Here is a 20077-nt window from a genome sequence, read left to right as displayed (position 1 = left end):
GATGTTTGGCACCGTACTAGTGGCCAACCGCGGCGAGATCGCGGTGCGGGTGATCAAGACGTTGCACAGGATGGGCATCCGGTCGGTCGCCGTCTACAGCGATCCCGATGCTGGTGCGCGGCACGTCCTGGAGGCCGACACCGCCGTGCGGCTGGGTCCCGCCGCCGCGCATGACAGCTACCTCGATATCACCCGCGTGCTCGACGCCGCACACCGCACTGGGTCCCAGGCGATCCATCCGGGCTACGGTTTTCTGTCCGAGAACGCCGAATTCGCGGCGGCGTGTGACCGTGCCGGGGTGGTGTTTCTGGGCCCGCCGGTGCGCGCGATTGAGGTGATGGGCGACAAGATCACCGCCAAGAACGCGGTCGCCGCCTTCGATGTGCCGGTGGTGCCGGGCGTGGCCCGGCCCGGGCTGACGGACGACGAGCTCGTCGCCGCGGCCGACCGGATCGGCTATCCGGTGCTGATCAAGCCGTCGGCCGGGGGTGGCGGCAAGGGCATGCGGCTGGTGGAAGACCCGGCGCGGCTGCGCGACGCGCTGACCAGCGCTCGCCGCGAGGCGGCGTCCTCATTCGGTGACGACACGTTGTTTGTGGAGCGGTTTGTGATGCGGCCCAGGCACATCGAGGTGCAGGTGCTCGCCGACGCCCACGGCAACGTGGTGCACCTGGGTGAGCGTGAGTGCAGCCTGCAGCGGCGCCACCAGAAGGTCATCGAGGAGGCGCCGTCGCCGCTGCTGGACTCGCGGACCCGTGCCCGGATCGGGTCGGCGGCCTGCGACACCGCTCGCAGCGTGGACTATGTCGGGGCCGGCACCGTGGAGTTCATCGTGTCCGCGCAGCGCCCCGACGAGTTCTTCTTCATGGAGATGAACACCCGGCTGCAAGTGGAACATCCGGTCACCGAGGCGATCACCGGCCTGGATCTCGTCGAGTGGCAGCTGCGGATAGCGGCCGGCGAGAAGCTGGCGTTCGCCCAGGACGACATCGAACCGCGCGGGCACGCGATCGAAGCCCGGGTGTACGCCGAGGACCCAGCACGGGGGTTTCTGCCCACGGGCGGCCCGGTGCTGGCGGTGGTCGAGCCGTCGGGGGCCGGGGTGCGGGTGGATTCGTCGCTGTTGGCGGGCACCGTGGTCGGCAGCGACTACGACCCGATGCTGAGCAAGGTGATCGCGCACGGCGACGACCGTGCGCAGGCGCTGCAGCGGCTCGATCACGCGCTGGCGCACACCGCCGTCCTGGGCGTGCAAACCAACGTCGAATTCCTGCGCTTTCTGCTGGCCGACGAGCGGGTGCGCGCCGGTGATTTGGACACCGGGTTGCTGGACGAACGGCTGGCCGCCTTCGCGCCGGTCCCCGCGCCCGACGACGTGCTGGCCGCGGGCGGCCTCTACCGGCAATGGGCCCTGGCCCGTCGGGCCGGTGGCAATCTCTGGGCGGTGCCGACCGGATGGCGTGTCGGTGGCGGTGCGGCCCCGGTGCGTACCGCGATGCGCACTCCGCTGCGCACCGACACGGTATCGGTGTGGGGGCCGCCGGATGCGGCCAGGGTGCAGGTTGGCGGCGGAGAGATCTGTTCTGCGAGTGTGCAAGTCAAGCAAGGCACGATGAGTGTCACACTGGGCGGGGTGCGTCGTGACTATCGGTGGGCGGAGGCCGACCGGCATCTGTGGATCGCCGACGAACGGGGAACCTGGCACCTACGTGAGGCCGAGGAGCACAAGATTCACCGCGCGGTAAGCGAGCGACAGGCGGAGATCCTCAGCCCGATGCCCGGCAGCATCATCGCCGTTCGGGTGGCCTCCGGCGCCGAGGTCTCCGAGGGCGACGTGGTGATGGTCGTCGAGGCGATGAAGATGGAACACCCGTTGGCCGCGCCGGTTTCGGGACGACTGGAGGTCTTGGTGTCGGTGGGCGATCAGGTCAAGGTCGACCAGGTGCTGGCCAGGATCAAGGATGAAAAGGATCATGACAACGATTAACGCGGGGACGTTACCCAAGGAATACCAGGATCTTCGCGACACGGTGGCCGACTTCGCGCGTACCGTGGTCGCCCCGGTGTCGGCCAAACACGATGAGGAGCACAGCTTTCCGTATGACGTCGTTGCCAAGATGGGCGAGATGGGGCTGTTTGGCCTGCCGTTCCCCGAGGAGTACGGTGGCATGGGCGGCGACTATTTCGCGCTGGCCCTGGCGCTGGAGGAGCTGGGCAAGGTCGACCAATCGGTGGCGATCACGCTGGAGGCCGCGGTGGGCCTGGGCGCGATGCCGATATACCGCTTCGGGACCGAGGAGCAGAAGCAAAAGTGGCTGCCCGACTTGACGTCCGGCCGGGCGCTGGCCGCGTTCGGCCTGACCGAACCCGGGGCTGGCTCGGACGCCGGCAGCACCCGCACCACCGCGCGGCTCGAGGGTGGCGAGTGGATCATCAACGGCAGCAAGCAATTCATCACCAACTCCGGCACCGATATCACATCACTGGTCACAATCACCGCGGTCACCGGAACCACTGGAAACGCGGCCGACGGCACGAAAGAGATCTCGACGATCATCGTGCCCAGCGGCACACCCGGATTCATCGTCGAATCGGTGTACAACAAGGTCGGTTGGAACGCGTCGGACACCCACCCGCTGACCTTCACCGACGCCCGTGTTCCGGAACAGAACCTGCTGGGCGGCCGCGGAACCGGGTACGCGAACTTCTTGTCCATCCTGGACGAGGGCCGGATCGCCATCGCCGCGCTGGCCACCGGGGCGGCGCAGGGCTGTGTGGACGAGAGCGTCAAATATGCCAAGCAGCGTCAGTCGTTCGGCCGGCCGATCGGCTCCTATCAGGCGATCAGCTTCAAGATTGCGCGGATGGAGGCACGCGCACACGCCGCCCGCATGACCTATTACGATGCGGCCGCAAAAATGCTGGCGGGCAAGCCCTTCAAGAAGGAGGCTGCGATCGCGAAGATGATCTCCTCGGAGGCGGCGATGGACAATGCCCGGGACGCCACCCAGATCCACGGCGGATACGGCTTCATGAACGAGTACCCGGTGGCGCGTCATTACCGCGATAGCAAGGTGCTCGAAATCGGTGAGGGCACCACCGAGGTGCAACTGATGCTCATCGCGCGATCGTTGGGGCTCTCATGACCGGCGACGTGACCGGCCCGACCGGCCACCGTGAATCCGGCGACGCTGAATCGGCGTGTCGTGACGCAGGATTCACAGTCGGCAAAAAGATTCTTCAAAGAGGTTTGTGGTTTGAGGAGTTCGAGGTCGGCACGACCTACCTGCACCGGCCCGGCCGCACGGTCACCGAGGCCGACAACGTGTTGTTCACCACGCTGACGATGAATACCCAGGCACTGCATCTGGACGCGGCCTGGGCCGCGCGGCAGCCGGGCTTTCGCGGCGAGCGGCTGGTGAACTCGATGTTTACCCTCTCGACCCTGGTCGGGCTTTCGGTTGCCCAGCTGACGCTGGGCACCATCGTGGCCAACCTGGGCTTCTCCGAGGTGTCGTTCCCCAAGCCGGTGTTCCACGGCGACACGCTGTATGCCGAGACCGTGTGCACCGCCAAGCGGGAGTCCAAAAGCCGCCCCGGCGAGGGCGTCGTCACCCTCGAGCACACCGCCCGCAACCAGCACGGCGAGGTGGTTGCGCGCGCGGTGCGGACGACGTTGGTGCAGAAACGCCCGGCCCGCGAAGCAGGCGCGGGGGACACCCGATGAACCTGCGCGCCGCGGGTCCGGGGTGGCTGTTCTGCCCGGCCGACCGACCCGAGCGGTTCGCCAAGGCGGCCGCCGCCGCGGACGTGGTGATCCTCGACCTGGAAGACGGTGTGGCTGTTGGCGAGAAGTCCGCGGCGCGCCGGGCGCTGCGCGATAGCCCGTTGGATCCCAAGCGGACCGTGGTGCGGATCAACGCGGCCGGCACCGATGCGCAGGCCCGCGACCTGGAGGCGCTGGCCGATACCGCGTACCCGACGGTGATGCTGCCCAAAGCCGAGTCGGCCGCGCAGGTGGCAGCGCTGGCGCCGCGCGATGTCATCGCGCTGGTGGAGACCGCGCGCGGCGCGTTGTTCGCCGGTGACATTGCGGCCGCCGATTCCACCGTGGGGATGATGTGGGGCGCCGAGGACCTGGTGGCGGGCCTGGGCGGCGGCTCCAGCCGACGGGCCGACGGTGCCTATCGGGACGTGGCCCGCCACGTGCGGTCGACGGTCTTGCTGGCGGCGTCCGCGTTCGGCCGGCTCGCGCTCGATGCCGTGCACCTCGACATCGGCGACATCGAGGGGCTGGAGGCGGAGGCGATCGACGCCGCGATGGTGGGTTTCGACGCGACCGTGTGCATCCACCCGAGCCAAATCCCGGTGGTGCGCAAGGCCTATCGACCCAGCGATGAGAAGCTGGCTTGGGCGCGACGGGTTTTGGCCGCGGCGCGCGGCGAACGTGGGGTGTTCGCGTTCGACGGGCAGATGGTCGACGCCCCGGTGCTCAGGCACGCCGAGACGATGTTGCGACGGGCTGGGGAAGCCACCCCCGGGTGACGGTTGCTGGTGAGCGGCGGGTACCGCCGGCGGTGGACGCGCCGAAGCCACCCGCGTGGCCAACCGCGGTGGCTGCCACACGGCATCGAGGGTTTTGCTATCAGCGCCGCGTCTTCGGATTTGAGGGCATAATGGCGAGTGCGCCAGTGTTCCGGCGAGCGGAGCCTATCGCGGGGGCTGGCGATCGACTTCGGCTCGCAGCGGGTCTCGGCCGGGGATTTTGCTGTGGCCCGCCGCGCCGACCCTGAGGAGGCGGTATGGCGGAGAGTTCTCCAAAGCCGATGGCTGTTGCCCTAGAGCCGGTGCAACTGGTCGCTTCGGATGGGACGGCGACGGCCGAACGCCGTTACAGCCGCGATCTTCCCGCGGAGACGTTGTGCTGGCTCTACGAGACGATGGTGGTCACCCGCGACCTGGACACCGAGTTCATCAACCTGCAGCGCCAGGGTCAGCTGGCGCTGTTCACGCCCTGTCGCGGCCAGGAGGCGGCCCAGGTCGGCGCGGCGGCATGTCTGCGCAACACCGACTGGATTTTTCCGCAATACCGGGAATTGGGCGTCTATCTGGTGCGCGGAATCCCACCGGGCCACGTGGCTGCGGCCTGGCGCGGGACCTGGCATGGCGGCTTGGAATTCACCAAGAAGTGTTGTGCCCCTATGTCGGTACCGGTTGGCACCCACACCTTGCATGCGGTTGGCGCGGCGATGGCCGCACAACGCCTGGGCGAGGACTCGGTGACGGTGGCATTCTTCGGCGACGGCGCCAGCAGCGAGGGTGACGTGCACGAGGCGCTGAACTTTGCCGGGGTGTTTCGCGTGCCGTGCGTGTTCTACGTGCAGAACAACCAGTACGCGATTTCGGTGCCGGTGCGTAAGCAGACCGCCGCACCCTCCATCGCGCACAAGGCGATCGGCTACGGGATGCCCGGTGTCCGGGTGGACGGTAACGATGTGCTGGCGTGCTACGCGGTGATGGCCGAAGCCGTGGCCCGGGCTCGATCCGGCGGCGGCCCGACGTTGATCGAGGCGGTCACCTACCGCCTCGGCCCGCACACCACCGCCGATGATCCCGCCCGGTATCGAAGTCAGCAGGAAGTGGACCATTGGCTCGCCCTGGATCCGATCCCGCGCTACCGGGCCTACTTGCAAGGCCAGGGCCTGTGGTCGCAGCGCTTGCAGGAGCGGGTTGCCGCCCGGTCACAGCGAATGTGTGCCGAACTGCGCGACGCCGTGTTCGGCGCGCCGGACATCGACATCGACGAGGTGTTCACCACGGTATATGCCGAAATCACGCCCGGACTGGAAGCGCAGCGCCGACAGTTGCGGGCGGAACTGGCCCGGACCGACTAGGAAGGCGCCATGACCCAGATCGCCCATCGCCCGGCCCCACTGTCGGTGGCCACGCCAACCGGCGCCCGTCCGTTGACCATGGTGCAGGCGCTCAACCGCGCATTGCACGACGCGATGGCCGCCGACGACCGAGTCCTGGTGTTCGGTGAGGACGTCGCGGTCGCGGGTGGGGTGTTCCGGGTAACCGAGGGCCTGGCCGAAACGTTCGGCGAGGATCGGTGTTTCGACACGCCGCTGGCCGAGTCGGCAGTGATCGGGATCGCGGTGGGGCTGGCGTTGCGCGGCTTGGTGCCGGTTCCCGAAATCCAATTCGACGGGTTTACCTACCCCGCTTTCGACCAAGTGGTCAGTCACCTCGCCAAGTACCGGACACGTACCCGCGGCGAGGTCAACATGCCGGTAACCGTGCGGATCCCGTCGTTCGGCGGTATCGGCGCGGCCGAATGCCATTCGGACTCGACCGAGTCCTACTGGGCACACACCCCGGGGTTGAAGGTGGTCGTCCCGTCGACCCCGAGTGACGCATATTGGTTGCTGCGGCACGCAATCGCCTGCCCGGACCCGGTGATGTTTCTGGAGCCCAAGCGGCGCTATCACGGTCGCGGACTGGTCGACACCAACCAGCCCGAACCCCCGATCGGGCAAGCGATAATACGCCGGCCCGGCACCGACGTGACCGTCATCACCTACGGCAACCTGGTGAGTACCGCACTGTCCACCGCGGACGACGCTGAACAGCAACATGGCTGGAGCATGGAGATCATCGACCTGAGGTCGCTGGTGCCACTGGATTTCGACACCATCGCCGCCTCCATCCACCGGACCGGGCGGTGCGTGGTGCTGCACGAGGGCCCCCGCAGCTTGGGGTACGGCGCCGGACTCGCGGCCCGCATCCAGGAAGAGATGTTCTACGAGCTGGAGGCACCGGTGTTGCGCGCCTGCGGTTTCGACACCCCGTATCCGCCGGCGCGGTTGGAGGGACTGTGGCTACCGGGCCCCGACCGGCTGCTGGATTGCGTCGAGCGTGCTCTTGGACAGCCATGATCGAGGATCGCGTGAAGTCCTTCCAGGTCCCCGACCTCGGCGAGGGACTCGAAGAGGTGACGGTGACGTGCTGGAACGTCGGCGTGGGTGACGATGTCGAGCTGAACCAGACGTTGTGTTCGGTGGAGACCGCCAAAGCCCAGGTCGAGATCCCCAGCCCGTATGCCGGTCGGATCGTCGAAATCGGCGGCGCCGAAGGCGATGTGCTCAAAGTCGGTGCGGTGCTGGTGCGCATCGACACCGAGCCGACGACAGCGGTGGCGCAAGCGGAGACGGCGCCGGCGACGGATGGTGACGCCGCGGTACCCACGCTGGTCGGCTACGGCGCGGATTCGGGCATCGACAGCGGCCGACGTGCGAGCCGCCCGCTTGCCGCGCCTCCGGTGCGCAAGCTGGCCAAGGAGCTGATGGTTGACCTGGCGGCGTTGTCACGGGGATCCGGCACCGGCGGGGTGATCACCCGAGCGGACGTGCTGGCGGCCGCACATGGCGCCGACACCGAGGTACGGCCCGTGGGCGGCGTGCACGCCCGGATGGCCGAGAAAATGACACTGTCCCACAAGGAAATTCCAGCCGCGACGGTCAGCGTGGAAGTCGTTTGCGGCCAGCTGTTGGGGCTGCGCGACCGGCTCCGCGTGGCGGTACCGGAGATCACGCCGTTTGTGCTGACGTTGCGTCTTGTAGTAATTGCGTTGAAGCACAACGAGATTCTCAACTCGACCTGGGTCGAAACGGGACAGGGACCACGGGTACACGTCCATCGTGGCGTGCATCTGGGCTTTGGCGTGGCCACCGACCGTGGGCTGTTGGTTCCGGTCATCGCCGATGCCCAGAACAAGACGACCCGTGAACTAGCTTGCTGTACAGCTGAGTTGATCACCCGTGCACGCAACGGCAGCCTGGCGCCGGCGCAACTGCGCGGCTCGACGTTCACCGTGACGAATTTCGGCGCGCTGGGCGTCGACGACGGCGTGCCGGTGATCAACCATCCCGAAGCGGCGATCCTGGGGATGGGCGCGATCAAGCCGCGCCCGGCAGCGGTTGGCGACGAGGTTGTCGTGCGGCCGACGATGACGCTGACCTGTGTTTTCGACCACCGTGTCGCCGACGGCGCCCAAGCGGCTCGGTTCATGTGTGAGCTGCGCGATCTGATCGAGTCGCCCGAGACCGCGCTGCTAGACGTGTAGCTCATCGGCTGGCGCGACGCGTGTGGGTCAGAGGGTGCTCAGCAGCTCCACATCGTGTCCTTGGGCCAGGGCCGACACGGCGGTGTCGAACGTGACCAGCCGGACGCCTCTGCGGCGGGCCAGCGTCAGCAGATGCGCGTCGGTCACCTGGCGGTGACCGACGATCACCGGAACGTCGTCATCGACCAGCGATACGTCATCAGCCAGGAAGCGGTGACCTTCCAGGGCGCGCAGCGCTGTCAGCACCCGTCGGGCGTCGGCGATCCCGATCGCGTTGGGAAGCACTTTCGGGTTGCTTGACACGCGCACGAAGCCGCTTTCGGTAACCGGACAGGTCGCCCAGCCTTGCGCGGCGTTGGCGGCGAACCACTCACGGATCCGCGCGTGGTGGATGTGCGAGTCCCAGGCCAGCGCGACCAACGCGTTGACGTCGAGCAGCGCCACCGGGCGTCAGTCCTCGTCGAGCGCGCGGCGGACCATGTCGGGTGTGATCGGCGGGGTCCCGGGCGGCACGCGGATCACGGGTAGCCCGTCGTCGGCTTCGACACGACCCGGCGTAAGACCTCGGCGCGCGAGCTCGGAGATCACCGCACCGAGTGATCGGCGCTCGGCGAAGGCGATTTCGCGAGCTGCGGCGATGACATCGTCGGCGATGTCCAGCGTCGTTCGCACGATCTTGATGCTACCGCATCAACGCATCACCGGGCCCGGATTGCCGGCGGCCGGCGGTGCTGACGGGCCGGACCTGCCCTGCCCTCGCCACACGCCATGCTGTGCGGAAAGGCGACATGCCGCGGCGGCGGCCGGTTGACGTCACACCCGTCACACCCATCACAACTGTCACGTTGGGTGCCCCCGGCACGACTCGAACGTGCGACCTAGGGATTAGAAGGCCCTTGCTCTATCCACCTGAGCTACGGAGGCAATGTGCAGGTCAGTCTATCTAACGATGCCTGTGGATCGATTGCGGCGACGCAACGCGCGCGAAAGGTCTTCCGCTGCGCCGAATATCGGTTATTGTGTGAGCCTCGACACACGTACAACATCGGCTGGCAATCAGCCGTTAACCGCAACGACGCGTGTGCCTGACGTCGAGGGGTGGACTCTGTGATGTTCATAGCCAGCGTGACAGCGCGCTGTTCGCGCGTCGGCGCCCAGGCGCTGCACCAGGGAGCGCAATTGGCGGCCGATGTCAGGGACACCTACCGGGCCGGAGCCCTGTTGCTGCGTGGCTCACCATTCGCCGTTGGATGGGTCGCCGGTTGGCTGGCCACGGAATTTCATCCACAGGTCCTGACCGGGCAGGCGTTGTCGCGGGTATCCCCGCCCGTGATCAACCGGGTCGCGACCACGTGGGCGGCGCAGCGCGCGGACCGCACCCTCACCGCCGCCCTCGAAGAGTCGTTTGGGCCAGACTTCCGCGACCTGGTGTGCCACCCGACCGGGGATCCCTGCGGGGGTGCGCGCCGGGGCGGGCTGCTGCCGGCCGGGCCCCACCGCCGGTACGCGGCGCGCACGTCCGACATCTCCTACGGTCCGGGTGGTCGCGAGAATCTGCTCGACATCTGGCGGCGCCCCGATTTGGCACCCGGGCGCCGGGCGCCGGTGTTGATTCAGGTTCCGGGCGGGGCGTGGGCGGTCAACGGCAAGCGCCCGCAGGCTTACACGTTGATGAGCCGGATGGTGGAGCTCGGCTGGATCTGTGTCTCGATCAACTACAGCAAGAGCCCGCGCGCCAAGTTCCCGGCGCACGTCATCGACGTGAAGAGGGCGATCGCCTGGGTCCGCGAGAACATCTGCGACTACGGCGGCGATCCCGACTTCATCGCGATCACCGGCGGGTCAGCGGGAGCGCACCTGGCTTCCCTGGCCGCTTTGACCCCCAACGATCCCCAGTTCCAGCCCGGGTTCGAAGGCGCCGACACCACGGTCCAGGCGGCGGTGCCCTACTACGGCGTCTATGACTTCACCGATTTCGAGAACATGCACGAGATGATGCTGCCGTTCCTCGAGCAGTTCGTGATGAAGGCCCGGTATGCCGAGGAGCCCGACCGATTCCGGGTGGCGTCGCCGATTTCGCATGTGCACCGCGACGCGCCGCCGTTCTTCGTGCTGCACGGCGACAAGGACCCGATGGCGCCGAGCGCGCAGGCGCGGGCCTTCTGCGCCGCGCTGCGCGAGGCGGGGGCTCCGACGGTGGCCTACGCCGAACTCGCCAACGCCCATCACGCATTTGACATCACGCCGACGGTCCGATCCCGCCTGGCCGCCAATGCCGTCGCCGACTTCCTGGGCATCGTCTACGGTCGGCGGGCAACCTTTCTGCTGGATTCGCTGGCGCTGTCGGCGTCCCCGGCCAGCTGAATCGGCCGGCGTCACAAAGTTTTGTCGCCGCTGCGGTGGCAGCGGTGCACTGCGCTGGCTCTCACTTTCACCGCCGCGTCAACCGGACTAGCGTTGTGTTGGCATGCTGGTGGGCGTTGGCGGTCTGAAGCAGGAGGCTTGATCGGCGGTGACAGGGTTGGCGCGCGCTGCACGGGGTCATGACCATGGCTGAGTTCGTCGAGGCGACGCGGTTGTCCGATGAGCTTGGACCGGTCGACTATTTGATGCACCGCGGCGAGGCAAATCCGCGGACCCGTTCGGGGATCATGGCGCTCGAAGTCCTGGACACCACACCCGACTGGGAGCGTTTCCGGACTCGATTCGACAACGCGTCCCGGCGGGTGTTGCGGTTGCGGCAGAAGGTCGTCGTGCCGACGTTGCCGACGGCGGCGCCGCGCTGGGTGGTGGATCCCGACTTCAACCTGGACTTCCATGTGCGCCGACTGCGTGTCGCCGAACCCGGCACCCTGCGTGAAGTATTCGATCTCGCCGAGGTGATGCTGTCCTCACCGTTGGACATATCCCGACCCTTATGGACGGCCACCCTGGTCGAGGGACTGGCCGACGGCAAGGCTGCGACGCTGCTGCACCTCAGCCACGCCGTCACCGACGCGGTGGGCGGTGTCGAGATGTTCGCCGAGATCTATGACCTGGAGCGGGACCCACCACCTCGGCCGATGCCCCCGCAACCGATTCCGGAGGATCTGTCCCCCAACGACTTGATGCGGCAGGGCATCAACCACCTGCCGATGGCGATACTCGGTGGCGTCTTGGGCGCGGTGTCCGGGGCGGTGTCGGTGGCCGGGCGCGCGGTGTTGGACCCCGTGTCCGCGATGTCCGGAATCGTCGGCTACGCCATGTCGGGCGTGCGGGTGATCAACCGCGCCGCCGAACCGTCGCCGCTGTTGCGTCGGCGCAGCCTGACCACCCGCACCGAGGCAATCGACATCCGGCTGTCCGACCTGCACAAGGCCGCCAAGGCCGGTGGCGGGTCGATTAACGACGCGTACCTGGCGGGGCTGTGTGGCGCGCTGCGGCGCTACCATGAAGCACTCGGCGTCCCGATCAGCACGCTGCCGATGGCGGTGCCAGTGAACGTGCGGGCCGAGGCCGATGGCTCGGGGGGCAACCGGTTCACCGGTGTCAACCTGGCCGCGCCGGTGGGCACGGTCGACCCGGTGGACCGCATGAGAAAGATCCGGGCGCAGATGACGCAGCGCCGTGACGAGCCCGCGATGAACATCATCGGGTCCCTTGCCCCGGTGCTGAGCATCTTGCCCACGGCGGTGCTGGAGGGGATCAGCGGCTCGGTGATCGGTTCTGATGTGCAGGCCAGCAACGTCCCGGTCTATCCGGGCGATACTTACATCGCCGGTGCAAAAATATTGCGGCAGTATGGCATTGGCCCCTTGCCGGGTGTGGCGATGATGGTGGTGCTGATTTCCCGCGGCGGATGGTGCACCATCACGGTGCGCTACGACAGGGCATCGGTGCGACACGACGAGCTGTTCGCTCGTTACCTGCTCGAGGGTTTCGACGAGATCCTCGCGCTGGCAGGTGATCCGGCGCCGCGTGCGGTGCCGGCCTCGTTCGCCGCCCCGGCGGCTTCATCGCCTCGATCGGTGTCGGGCTCGTGAGCGTCGCTGAAGAACCGGGCAAGGGAAGGCAGACGCGGGATTTGCGGTTGCCCGGTTCGGTGGCCGAGATCATGGCCAGCCCACCAGGGCCGAACGTGGGCGCATTTTTCGACCTGGATGGAACGTTGGTGGCGGGCTTCACCGCGGTCATCCTCACCCAGGAGCGACTGCGGCGACGCGACATGGGTGTGGGGGAGTTGCTCAGCATGGTTCAGGCGGGTCTGAACCATACCCTGGGGCGTATCGAGTTCGAAGAGCTCATCGGTAAGGCCGCCGCGGCGCTGGCCGGGCGACTGTTGAGCGACCTGGAGGAGATCGGCGAGCGGCTGTTCGCCCAGCGGATCGAGTCCCGGATCTACCCGGAGATGCGGGAACTGGTGCGGGCTCACGTCGCTCGCGGTCACACGGTGGTGCTCAGCTCGTCGGCGCTGACCATCCAGGTCAACCCGGTGGCGCGCTTCCTGGGGATCAACAACATGCTCACCAACAAGTTCGAGACCAACGACGACGGGATACTCACCGGGGGCGTGCTAAAGCCGATCTTGTGGGGGCCCGGCAAGGCCGCTGCGGTACAACGCTTCGCGGCCGAGCACGACATCGATCTCAAGGACAGCTACTTCTACGCCGACGGCGACGAGGACGTCGCCCTGATGTATCTGGTCGGCAACCCGCGGCCGACCAATCCCGAAGGCAAGATGGCCGCCGTCGCCAAGCGCCGGGGCTGGCCGATCCTGAAATTCAACAGCCGCGGCGGCGTGGGCATCCAACGGCAGCTGCGAACACTTGCCGGCTTCGGTTCGATGGTCCCGGTGGCCGCCGGCGCGGTGGGGATCGGTTTGCTCACCGGCAGCCGCCGGCGTGGGGTGAATTTCTTTACCTCGACCTCGTCACAGTTGTTGCTGGCGACCTGTGGCGTGCGCCTGGACGTCATCGGGCGGGAGAACCTGACCGCACAGCGTCCAGCCGTGTTTATCTTCAACCACCGCAACCAGGTTGACCCGGTCATCGCCGCCGCGCTGGTGAAGGACAACTGGATCGCCGTGGGCAAGAAGGAACTGGAACGCGACCCGATCATGGGCACGATGGGCAAGTTGCTGGACGGGGTGTTCATCGATCGGGACGATCCGGTCGCCGCGGTGGAGACGCTGCACACCGTCGAAGAGCGCGCCCGAAACGGGCTGTCCATCTTGATCGCTCCCGAAGGCACCCGGCTGGACACCACCGAAGTCGGGCCGTTCAAGAAGGGTCCGTTCCGGATCGCCATGGCGGCGGGAATTCCCATCGTGCCCATCGTGATCCGCAACGCGGAGATCATCGCCTCGCGGAACTCCACCACGTTGAATCCGGGCACGGTCGACGTCGCGGTGTTCCCGCCGATCCCGGTCGATGACTGGACCCTGGACACGTTGCCGGAACGCATCGCCGAGGTCCGCCAGCTGTACCTGGACACCCTGGCGGATTGGCCGGTCGACGAGCTGCCCCATCTCGGTCTGTACGACCGGGCAAAGAAATCGGCGCCCAAGAAGGGCGGACGAAGCCGGGCGGCCAAGGCCACCGCGAGGAGGACCACCACCACGCCCGCGAGGAAGACCACCCCGAAGACGGCCACCGCCAAGGGCGGGCAAGCGGTGGCCAAGGCGCCCACGAAACGCCCGGCAAAGGTAAAGCCCAACCAGTCCAAGGCTGCGCTCAAAGATGTTGTGGCGCAACAGCCTAGCTGCGACCCCACCGTCCAGAACGAATCGTCGAGTTCAAGGCCTCGAGGACGGCCGTGACCGAACCGGTGGCCGATACCAGCGCGGTCCTCACCGCTGAAGACACGCTGGTGCTGGCTGCGATGGAGTCACCGGTCGAAATGGAATTGGTCATGGCGTGGCTGGGCCGGCAGCGTGCCCGCCATCCGGCGGCGAAGTTCGACATCTTGCGGCTGCCGCCCCGTAACGCCCCGCCCTTGGCGCTGACAGCGCTTGTCGAGCAGCTCGAGTCCGACTCCCACACCGACCGTTCCATCGTGCCGGTGCGGGTGTTCTGGCAGCCGCGGCCGGATCGCGGCAGGGTGGCCAAGGTGGCCGGGTTACTGCCCGGCCGGGATCCCTACCACCCCAACCGACGTCAGCAGCGTCGAATCCTGCACACCGATCCGCGGCGGGCGCGGGTGTTGGCCGGCGAGTCGGCCAAGGTTTCCGAGCTGCGCCAGCTATGGCGCGATACCACCATCAGCGAGAACAAGCGCGATTTCGCCCAATTCGTCACCCGCCGGGCGATCCTGGCGTTGGCCCGCGCCGAGTACCGGATCCTCGGACCGCAATACAAGTCTCCCCGGCTGGTGAAGCCAGAGATGTTGGCGTCCGCGCGGTTTCGGGCTGGCCTAAAACAGATACCGGGTGCCACGGTGGAAGAAGCCGGCAAGATGCTCGACGAACTCGCCACCGGCTGGAGCCAGGTGTCGGTTGACCTGATTTCCGTGCTCGGCAGGTTGATCAGCCGAGGATTTGACCCCGAATTCGATTACGACAAATATCAGGTCGCGGCGATGCGCGCCGCCCTGGAATCTCACCCGGCAGTCCTGTTGTTCTCCCACCGCTCCTATATCGACGGCGCGGTGGTGCCGGTGGCCATGCAGGACAATCGGTTGCCGCCGGTGCACATGTTCGGTGGCATCAACTTGTCATTCGGTGTGATGGGACCCCTGATGCGGCGCGCGGGGATGATCTTCATCCGGCGCAATATCGGCGAGGACCCGCTGTACAAATACGTGCTCAAAGAGTACGTGGGCTACATCGTCGAGAAACGGTTCAACCTGAGTTGGTCCATCGAGGGCACTCGGTCGCGCACCGGCAAGATGTTGCCGCCCAAGCTCGGCCTGCTGAGCTACGTGGCCGACGCCTATCTGGAAGGTCGCTGCGACGACATCCTGCTGCAAGGGGTTTCGATCTGCTTCGACCAGCTGCACGAGATCGCTGAATACGCCGCCTACGCGCGCGGTGCCGAGAAAACACCCGAGGGCTTCAGCTGGCTCTACAACTTCATCAAGGCCCAGGGTGAGCGCAACTACGGCAAGATCTACGTCCGCTTCCCCGAAGCGGTCTCGATGCGGCAGTATCTCGGTGCGCCGCACGGTCCGATGGTCCATGATCAGGCCGCGAAACGGCTCGCGCTGCAGAAGATGTCGTTTGAAGTCGCGTGGCGGATATTGCAGTCGACGCCGGTGACGGCGACCGGTCTGGTGTCTGCGTTGTTGCTCGCCACCCGTGGGGTAGCGCTGACGCTCGACCAGCTGCACCACACGTTGCAGGACTCACTGGACTACCTCGAGCGCAAACAGTCCCCGATATCGACAAGCGCGTTACGCCTGCGCTCGCGCGACGGTGTGCGGTCAGCGGTGGACGCGCTGTCCAACGGCCACCCGGTCACTCGGGTGGACAGCGGCCGGGAGCCGGTGTGGTACATAGCTGCCGACGATGAGCTCGCCGCGGCGTTCTACCGGAACTCGGTGATTCACGCGTTCCTGGAGACCTCGATCGTCGAACTTGCGCTCGCGCACGCCAGGCACGCCGACGGCGACCGGGTGGCCGCGTTCTGGGACCAGGCGATGCGATTGCGCGATCTGCTGAAATTCGATTTCTATTTCGCCGACTCGGCGTCATTTCGGGCCAACATCGCCGAAGAGATGGCGTGGCACCACGATTGGCAGGTCCATCTTGCGGCTGGGGGCGACCAGATCGACGCGATGCTGCGCGCCAAGCGACCGTTGATGTCGGATGCGATGTTGCGAGTGTTTTTCGAGGCCTATGAGATCGTCGCCGACGTGTTGCGGGATGCGCCGGCGCATATCGGCCGCAAGGAACTCACCGACTTGGCGCTTGGGGTTGGCCGTCAGTATGTGGCGCAGAACCGGGTTCGCAGCAGCGAATCCGTGTCGACGTTGCTGTTCGCCACCGCGCGCCAGGTCGCCGAAGATCAGAACCTGATCGCGCCGGCGCCAGATCTCACCGAACGCCGGATCGCCTTCCGCCGGGAGTTGCGCAATATTCTGCGCGATTTCGATTATGTCGAGCAGATCGCCCGCAACCAGTTCTTCGCCCGTGAGTTCAACGCGCGTCGGCTACGGCCGCAAGACCAAGCTCAGGTGCGCTGAAAGGCCCGTCCACCAAGCATCTGGTGGCTCGCCATTGCCTGGTGCTCGTCGTTGCGCACACCCGCCTGGGGACTGCCGCTGTCGGTTGACTCGGACGCGGGCGCCACCTCGGCCCATTCCGGCGGGCCCAGCAGGTAGCCGAGGCGTGCCCGCCACGTCCGTGACCGGCGAATGTCACCCAGCATCGTCACGAACTCGTGGTAGTTGAGCTTGATCGGATTGTGGGTGTCAATGTTCTTTGTCAACCCGAAACTGACGGGTTCGCGCTCCTCGGCGTAGCTGCCGAAGAGCCGGTCCCACACGATGAGGATGCCCCCATAGTTTTTGTTGAGGTACGGGTTGTTGGCTCCGTGATGCACGCGATGGTGGGAGGGCGTGTTGAACAGGTACTCGATCGGCCTGGGCAGTCGGTCGATGCGCTCTGTGTGGACCGGAAATTGGTAGAAGATCACGATGGTATGGCAGGAGAAGATCATCCAGACGGGGAACCCGACCAGCGCCAGCGGCACATATACCGCCGACGACAGGAACAACCACCCAGGGACCAGCCAGGGGGTGCGTACCCCCGTCGACAGATTGAAGTACCGGCTGGAGTGGTGCACGCTATGGGCGGCCCAGAACAGTCGGATGCGATGCGCCATCCGGTGTTTGACGTAGTAGGCCAGGTCGGTCAGCACCAGTGCCGACAACCACACCCACCACCGCGACGCGGGCAGGTGAACCGGTGTCAGCGCACCCGCGATCAGCACGACCGGCACCGCGGTGAACTGGCCCACCGGCCGGGTGATGAGGGCGAGGGTGTAGACCGACAAACTGGCTGCGGTGTCGCGAGCCGAAAAGCCCGCCCGGGGCTGGGCGCGCTCCGTGCCCAGGCGGTAGCTGAGGAACTCGATCCCCATCAGCACCATCAGGCCGATCAACAATATTGGGAAGGCACGTTCCATTGGTCACCCACTAGCGCGAAACCCGCTCCCGGCGGTCTGAACGAATCGTCTTGACGCAATCGGTTAGCCGGTGATGGGCGCTGGCGTCACGATCGCAGCGGTCAACGCCGATACCGGTGCCAGCTCACCCGAGCAGCCGGGATTCGGAACAGGTGTAGCGACCAACTGGCAACCCGTTGCCAGCAGCGCAAACGCCGCGATGAGCAGTACGCCGACCAGCCAACCCGCCAGCCCCCATACGTTCAGAATCTTCGTCGGCTGCACGCTCATCGATGGCACCTTTCTCTTGCTGGTGTTTCGCCGGTTTCCACACCACGATCACTGGATGCTATCGCCGGTGGCCCGCCGAGTTGGCACGTTTCTGATCAAGAGTCGGTTTCGGCGGGTCGAGTCTGCTCCGACTTATCCACAGTCATGGCCTTACCCACAAGTTGCTGGTGCGGCGACCGGCTCGTCGGGCAGTTGTCGGTGCCGTCGAGGTGAATTGCGGCCAGCAACAAAGACTGGCGCAGCAACTACGAAAGGACTGCACACATGTTTGAAACGCCGCTGACCGTCGTCGGTCATATCGTCAACGACCCCCAACGCCGAAAGGTGGGGGACCAAGAGGTGATCAAGTTCCGGGTAGCCAGCAATTCGCGTCGACGCACCGCCGACGGCGGATGGGAGTCGGGAAACTCGTTGTTCGTCACCGTCAACTGCTGGGGCAGGCTGGTCACCGGTGTGGGCGCGGCGTTGGCCAAGGGCGCGCCGGTGATCGCGGTGGGCCACGTGTACACCAGCGAGTACGAGGACCGCGATGGCAATCGCCGTTCGTCGCTGGAGTTGCGGGCGACGGCGGTAGGGCCGGATTTGTCGCGGGTGTTCGTGCGCATCGAGAAACCGGCCTACACCGGCCCGAGCGGCGATGAGGTCGCCGCCGGCGCAACCACCGCGGTCGCTGGTGCCGACGAGGACTGCGGGTCCGGGGTCGACCGGGTTCTCGATGCCGCCGCCGGTGAGGTCGTTGCCGGCGAGCACGCGTTGCCGCTCTCGGCCTAGCCCCGTTGGGCGGTGCCTAGGATGGGCCGCGGGGCATTCCGGGAAACCAGAAAGGCGATATCGCGGCATGGCTGAGTTCATCTACACGATGAAGAAGGTCCGCAAGGCGCACGGCGACAAGGTGATCCTCGACGACGTCACGTTGAGCTTCTTTCCCGGCGCCAAGATCGGTGTCGTCGGCCCGAATGGGGCCGGTAAGTCGAGCGTCTTGCGGATCATGGCCGGCCTGGACAAGCCGAACAATGGCGACGCGTTCCTGGCCACCGGCGCCACCGTCGGCATCCTGCAACAGGAGCCGCCGCTGAACGAAGGGAAAACGGTCCGTGGCAACGTGGAAGAGGGCCTGGGCGACATCAAGGTCAAGCTCGACCGGTTCAACGAGATCGCCGAGTTGATGGCCACCGACTACTCCGACGAGTTGATGGAGGAGATGGGCCGGCTGCAAGAGGAACTCGACCACGCCGACGCCTGGGACCTCGACTCCCAGTTGGAGCAGGCGATGGATGCGTTGCGTTGCCCACCGCCCGAGGAGCCGGTCACCAACCTCTCCGGAGGCGAACGTCGCCGTGTCGCGCTCTGCAAGCTGTTGCTGTCCAAACCCGACCTGCTGCTGCTCGACGAGCCGACCAACCACCTGGACGCGGAAAGCGTGCAGTGGCTCGAACAGCATCTGGCTAGCTATCGCGGCGCGATCCTGGCGGTCACCCACGACCGCTATTTCCTGGACAACGTCGCCGAGTGGATCCTGGAGTTGGATCGCGGCCGCGCGTATCCCTACGAAGGCAACTACTCGACGTATCTGGAGAAGAAGGCCGAGCGGCTGGCGGTGCAGGGCCGCAAGGACGCCAAGCTGCGGAAACGGCTGCAGGACGAGCTTGCATGGGTCCGATCCGGGCCCAAGGCACGCCAGGCCAAGAGCAAGGCGCGGCTGCAGCGCTATGAGGAAATGGCGGCCGAGGCGGAACAGACCCGCAAGCTCGACTTCGAGGAGATCCAGATCCCGGTCGGTCCCCGACTGGGCTCCGTGGTGGTCGAGGTGTCTCACCTCGACAAGGGCTTCAACGGACGCACCCTGATCAAGGATCTGTCCTTCACCCTGCCCCGCAACGGTATCGTCGGTGTCATCGGACCCAACGGGGTCGGCAAGACCACGCTGTTCAAGACCATCGTCGGGCTGGAGGAGCCCGACAGCGGCACCGTCAAGATCGGCGAGACCGTCAAGCTGAGCTATGTGGACCAGGCCCGCGCCGGGATCGACCCGACACGGACCGTATGGGAGGTCGTTTCCGACGGGCTGGACTACATCCAGGTCGGGCAGACCGAAGTGCCGTCGCGGGCCTACGTGTCGGCGTTTGGGTTCAAGGGGCCCGACCAGCAGAAGCCCGCTGGCGTGTTGTCCGGCGGCGAACGCAACCGGCTGAACCTGGCGCTCACGCTCAAGCAGGGCGGCAACCTGATCCTGCTGGACGAGCCGACCAACGACCTCGACGTGGAGACCCTGGGATCGCTGGAGAACGCGCTGGTGAACTTCCCCGGCTGTGCGGTGGTGATTTCGCACGATCGCTGGTTCCTCGACCGGACGTGCACACACATCCTGGCGTGGGAAGGCGACGAGGACAACGAGGCCAAATGGTTTTGGTTCGAGGGCAACTTCGGCGCCTACGAGGAGAACAAGGTGGAACGGCTCGGCGTCGAAGCCGCCCGCCCGCACCGCGTGACCCACCGCAAGCTGACTCGCGACTAATGTCAGCTGGCAGCGCCCCTCGACGATGCGGCCGCCACCGCCGCCGCACAGCGGGGCGAGCCG

Annotated in this window: 17 protein-coding genes and 1 tRNA gene; 13 read left to right on the top strand and 5 right to left on the bottom strand. The window is 66.4% G+C overall.

Annotated features, from left to right (window positions below; all coding sequences use genetic code 11):
• Position 1 precedes the first annotated feature (1 nt).
• The 7 genes from G6N20_RS11315 (at position 2) to G6N20_RS11285 (ending at position 8125) form a co-directional block, all read left to right on the top strand.
• The gene (locus tag G6N20_RS11315; RefSeq protein WP_083046144.1) at positions 2-1987 is read left to right on the top strand and encodes an acetyl/propionyl/methylcrotonyl-CoA carboxylase subunit alpha; all 1986 of its coding nucleotides are present in this window, start codon (positions 2-4) and stop codon (positions 1985-1987) included.
• Positions 1962-3146, top strand: a complete 1185-nt coding sequence (locus G6N20_RS11310; RefSeq protein WP_142271844.1) for an acyl-CoA dehydrogenase family protein — start codon at positions 1962-1964, stop codon at positions 3144-3146. Before G6N20_RS11315 ends, G6N20_RS11310 begins: the two co-directional genes overlap by 26 nt.
• Entirely contained in the window at positions 3143-3727 is a 585-nt protein-coding gene (locus G6N20_RS11305) for a MaoC family dehydratase (protein WP_142271845.1), read from the top strand. Before G6N20_RS11310 ends, G6N20_RS11305 begins: the two co-directional genes overlap by 4 nt.
• A complete protein-coding gene (locus G6N20_RS11300) occupies positions 3724-4545 on the top strand; it encodes an HpcH/HpaI aldolase/citrate lyase family protein (protein ID WP_083046145.1) in 822 nt (273 codons plus the stop codon). Before G6N20_RS11305 ends, G6N20_RS11300 begins: the two co-directional genes overlap by 4 nt.
• Positions 4546-4802: 257 nt before the next feature.
• Entirely contained in the window at positions 4803-5894 is a 1092-nt protein-coding gene (gene pdhA / locus G6N20_RS11295) for a pyruvate dehydrogenase (acetyl-transferring) E1 component subunit alpha (RefSeq protein WP_083046146.1), read from the top strand.
• Positions 5895-5903: 9 nt separating this feature from the next.
• On the top strand, positions 5904-6938 hold the full coding sequence (gene bkdB / locus G6N20_RS11290; protein ID WP_083046147.1) for a 3-methyl-2-oxobutanoate dehydrogenase subunit beta: 1035 nt from the start codon (positions 5904-5906) through the stop codon (positions 6936-6938).
• The gene (locus tag G6N20_RS11285) at positions 6935-8125 is read left to right on the top strand and encodes a dihydrolipoamide acetyltransferase family protein (protein WP_083046148.1); all 1191 of its coding nucleotides are present in this window, start codon (positions 6935-6937) and stop codon (positions 8123-8125) included. Before bkdB ends, G6N20_RS11285 begins: the two co-directional genes overlap by 4 nt.
• 27 nt (positions 8126-8152) lie before the next feature.
• Here G6N20_RS11285 and G6N20_RS11280 read toward each other — a convergent pair whose 3' ends face one another.
• The 3 genes from G6N20_RS11280 to G6N20_RS11270 all read right to left on the bottom strand — a co-directional run bounded on the left by G6N20_RS11280 (position 8153) and on the right by G6N20_RS11270 (position 9049).
• Positions 8153-8569 carry a TA system VapC family ribonuclease toxin gene (locus G6N20_RS11280; protein WP_083046149.1) on the bottom strand — a complete coding sequence of 139 codons (417 nt, stop codon included), beginning with the start codon at positions 8567-8569 and terminating at the stop codon, positions 8153-8155.
• Positions 8570-8575: 6 nt separating this feature from the next.
• Positions 8576-8797, bottom strand: coding sequence for an antitoxin (locus G6N20_RS11275; RefSeq protein ID WP_083046150.1), 222 nt, complete (start codon positions 8795-8797; stop codon positions 8576-8578).
• Between the two features lie 178 nt (positions 8798-8975).
• A tRNA-Arg gene (locus G6N20_RS11270) sits at positions 8976-9049 on the bottom strand.
• Between the two features lie 186 nt (positions 9050-9235).
• Between G6N20_RS11270 and lipQ the strand changes: the two genes are divergently transcribed.
• From lipQ to G6N20_RS11250, 4 genes are all read left to right on the top strand, one after another.
• Positions 9236-10489, top strand: coding sequence for an esterase LipQ (gene lipQ, locus G6N20_RS11265; RefSeq protein WP_083046151.1), 1254 nt, complete (start codon positions 9236-9238; stop codon positions 10487-10489).
• 185 nt (positions 10490-10674) lie between these two features.
• Positions 10675-12147, top strand: a complete 1473-nt coding sequence (locus G6N20_RS11260) for a WS/DGAT/MGAT family O-acyltransferase (RefSeq protein WP_142271846.1) — start codon at positions 10675-10677, stop codon at positions 12145-12147.
• The gene (locus G6N20_RS11255) at positions 12144-13922 is read left to right on the top strand and encodes an HAD-IB family hydrolase/lysophospholipid acyltransferase family protein (RefSeq protein ID WP_083046153.1); all 1779 of its coding nucleotides are present in this window, start codon (positions 12144-12146) and stop codon (positions 13920-13922) included. Before G6N20_RS11260 ends, G6N20_RS11255 begins: the two co-directional genes overlap by 4 nt.
• Positions 13919-16285: a glycerol-3-phosphate 1-O-acyltransferase gene (locus G6N20_RS11250; RefSeq protein ID WP_083046154.1), complete on the top strand. Its 2367-nt coding sequence runs from the start codon at positions 13919-13921 to the stop codon at positions 16283-16285. Before G6N20_RS11255 ends, G6N20_RS11250 begins: the two co-directional genes overlap by 4 nt.
• On the opposite strand, the gene G6N20_RS11245 is transcribed toward G6N20_RS11250, so the two are convergent.
• Both G6N20_RS11245 and G6N20_RS11240 read right to left on the bottom strand, forming a co-directional pair.
• The gene (locus G6N20_RS11245; protein ID WP_083046155.1) at positions 16273-17229 is read right to left on the bottom strand and encodes a sterol desaturase family protein; all 957 of its coding nucleotides are present in this window, start codon (positions 17227-17229) and stop codon (positions 16273-16275) included. The genes G6N20_RS11250 and G6N20_RS11245 overlap by 13 nt on opposite strands.
• Before the next feature lie 63 nt (positions 17230-17292).
• Positions 17293-17499, bottom strand: coding sequence for a hypothetical protein (locus G6N20_RS11240; protein ID WP_142271847.1), 207 nt, complete (start codon positions 17497-17499; stop codon positions 17293-17295).
• A 264-nt stretch (positions 17500-17763) separates the two neighbouring features.
• On the opposite strand from G6N20_RS11240, the gene G6N20_RS11235 reads away from it, so the two are divergent.
• Both G6N20_RS11235 and ettA read left to right on the top strand, forming a co-directional pair.
• A complete protein-coding gene (locus tag G6N20_RS11235; protein ID WP_083046157.1) occupies positions 17764-18270 on the top strand; it encodes a single-stranded DNA-binding protein in 507 nt (168 codons plus the stop codon).
• A gap of 67 nt (positions 18271-18337) precedes the next feature.
• A complete protein-coding gene (gene ettA, locus G6N20_RS11230) occupies positions 18338-20014 on the top strand; it encodes an energy-dependent translational throttle protein EttA (RefSeq protein ID WP_083046158.1) in 1677 nt (558 codons plus the stop codon).
• The last annotated feature ends 63 nt before the right edge of the window (positions 20015-20077 follow it).

Source organism: Mycobacterium shinjukuense, from assembly GCF_010730055.1.
GTDB lineage: Bacteria > Actinomycetota > Actinomycetes > Mycobacteriales > Mycobacteriaceae > Mycobacterium > Mycobacterium shinjukuense.
The sequence above is the reverse complement of the archived record's forward strand: the minus strand, read 5'-3'. Positions and strand labels throughout refer to the sequence as shown.

Excerpts from the sequence above, each read along its gene's own strand:
- G6N20_RS11315 (WP_083046144.1), top strand. The coding sequence starts at position 2 with ATGTTTGGCACCGTACTAGTGGCCAACCGCGGCGAGATCGCGGTGCGG.
- G6N20_RS11310 (WP_142271844.1), top strand. The coding sequence starts at position 1,962 with ATGAAAAGGATCATGACAACGATTAACGCGGGGACGTTACCCAAGGAA.
- G6N20_RS11305 (WP_142271845.1), top strand. The coding sequence starts at position 3,143 with ATGACCGGCGACGTGACCGGCCCGACCGGCCACCGTGAATCCGGCGAC.
- G6N20_RS11300 (WP_083046145.1), top strand. The coding sequence starts at position 3,724 with ATGAACCTGCGCGCCGCGGGTCCGGGGTGGCTGTTCTGCCCGGCCGAC.
- pdhA (WP_083046146.1), top strand. The coding sequence starts at position 4,803 with ATGGCGGAGAGTTCTCCAAAGCCGATGGCTGTTGCCCTAGAGCCGGTG.
- bkdB (WP_083046147.1), top strand. The coding sequence starts at position 5,904 with ATGACCCAGATCGCCCATCGCCCGGCCCCACTGTCGGTGGCCACGCCA.
- G6N20_RS11285 (WP_083046148.1), top strand. The coding sequence starts at position 6,935 with ATGATCGAGGATCGCGTGAAGTCCTTCCAGGTCCCCGACCTCGGCGAG.
- lipQ (WP_083046151.1), top strand. The coding sequence starts at position 9,236 with ATGTTCATAGCCAGCGTGACAGCGCGCTGTTCGCGCGTCGGCGCCCAG.
- G6N20_RS11260 (WP_142271846.1), top strand. The coding sequence starts at position 10,675 with ATGGCTGAGTTCGTCGAGGCGACGCGGTTGTCCGATGAGCTTGGACCG.
- G6N20_RS11245 (WP_083046155.1), bottom strand. The coding sequence starts at position 17,229 with ATGGAACGTGCCTTCCCAATATTGTTGATCGGCCTGATGGTGCTGATG.
- G6N20_RS11240 (WP_142271847.1), bottom strand. The coding sequence starts at position 17,499 with ATGAGCGTGCAGCCGACGAAGATTCTGAACGTATGGGGGCTGGCGGGT.
- G6N20_RS11235 (WP_083046157.1), top strand. The coding sequence starts at position 17,764 with ATGTTTGAAACGCCGCTGACCGTCGTCGGTCATATCGTCAACGACCCC.
- ettA (WP_083046158.1), top strand. The coding sequence starts at position 18,338 with ATGGCTGAGTTCATCTACACGATGAAGAAGGTCCGCAAGGCGCACGGC.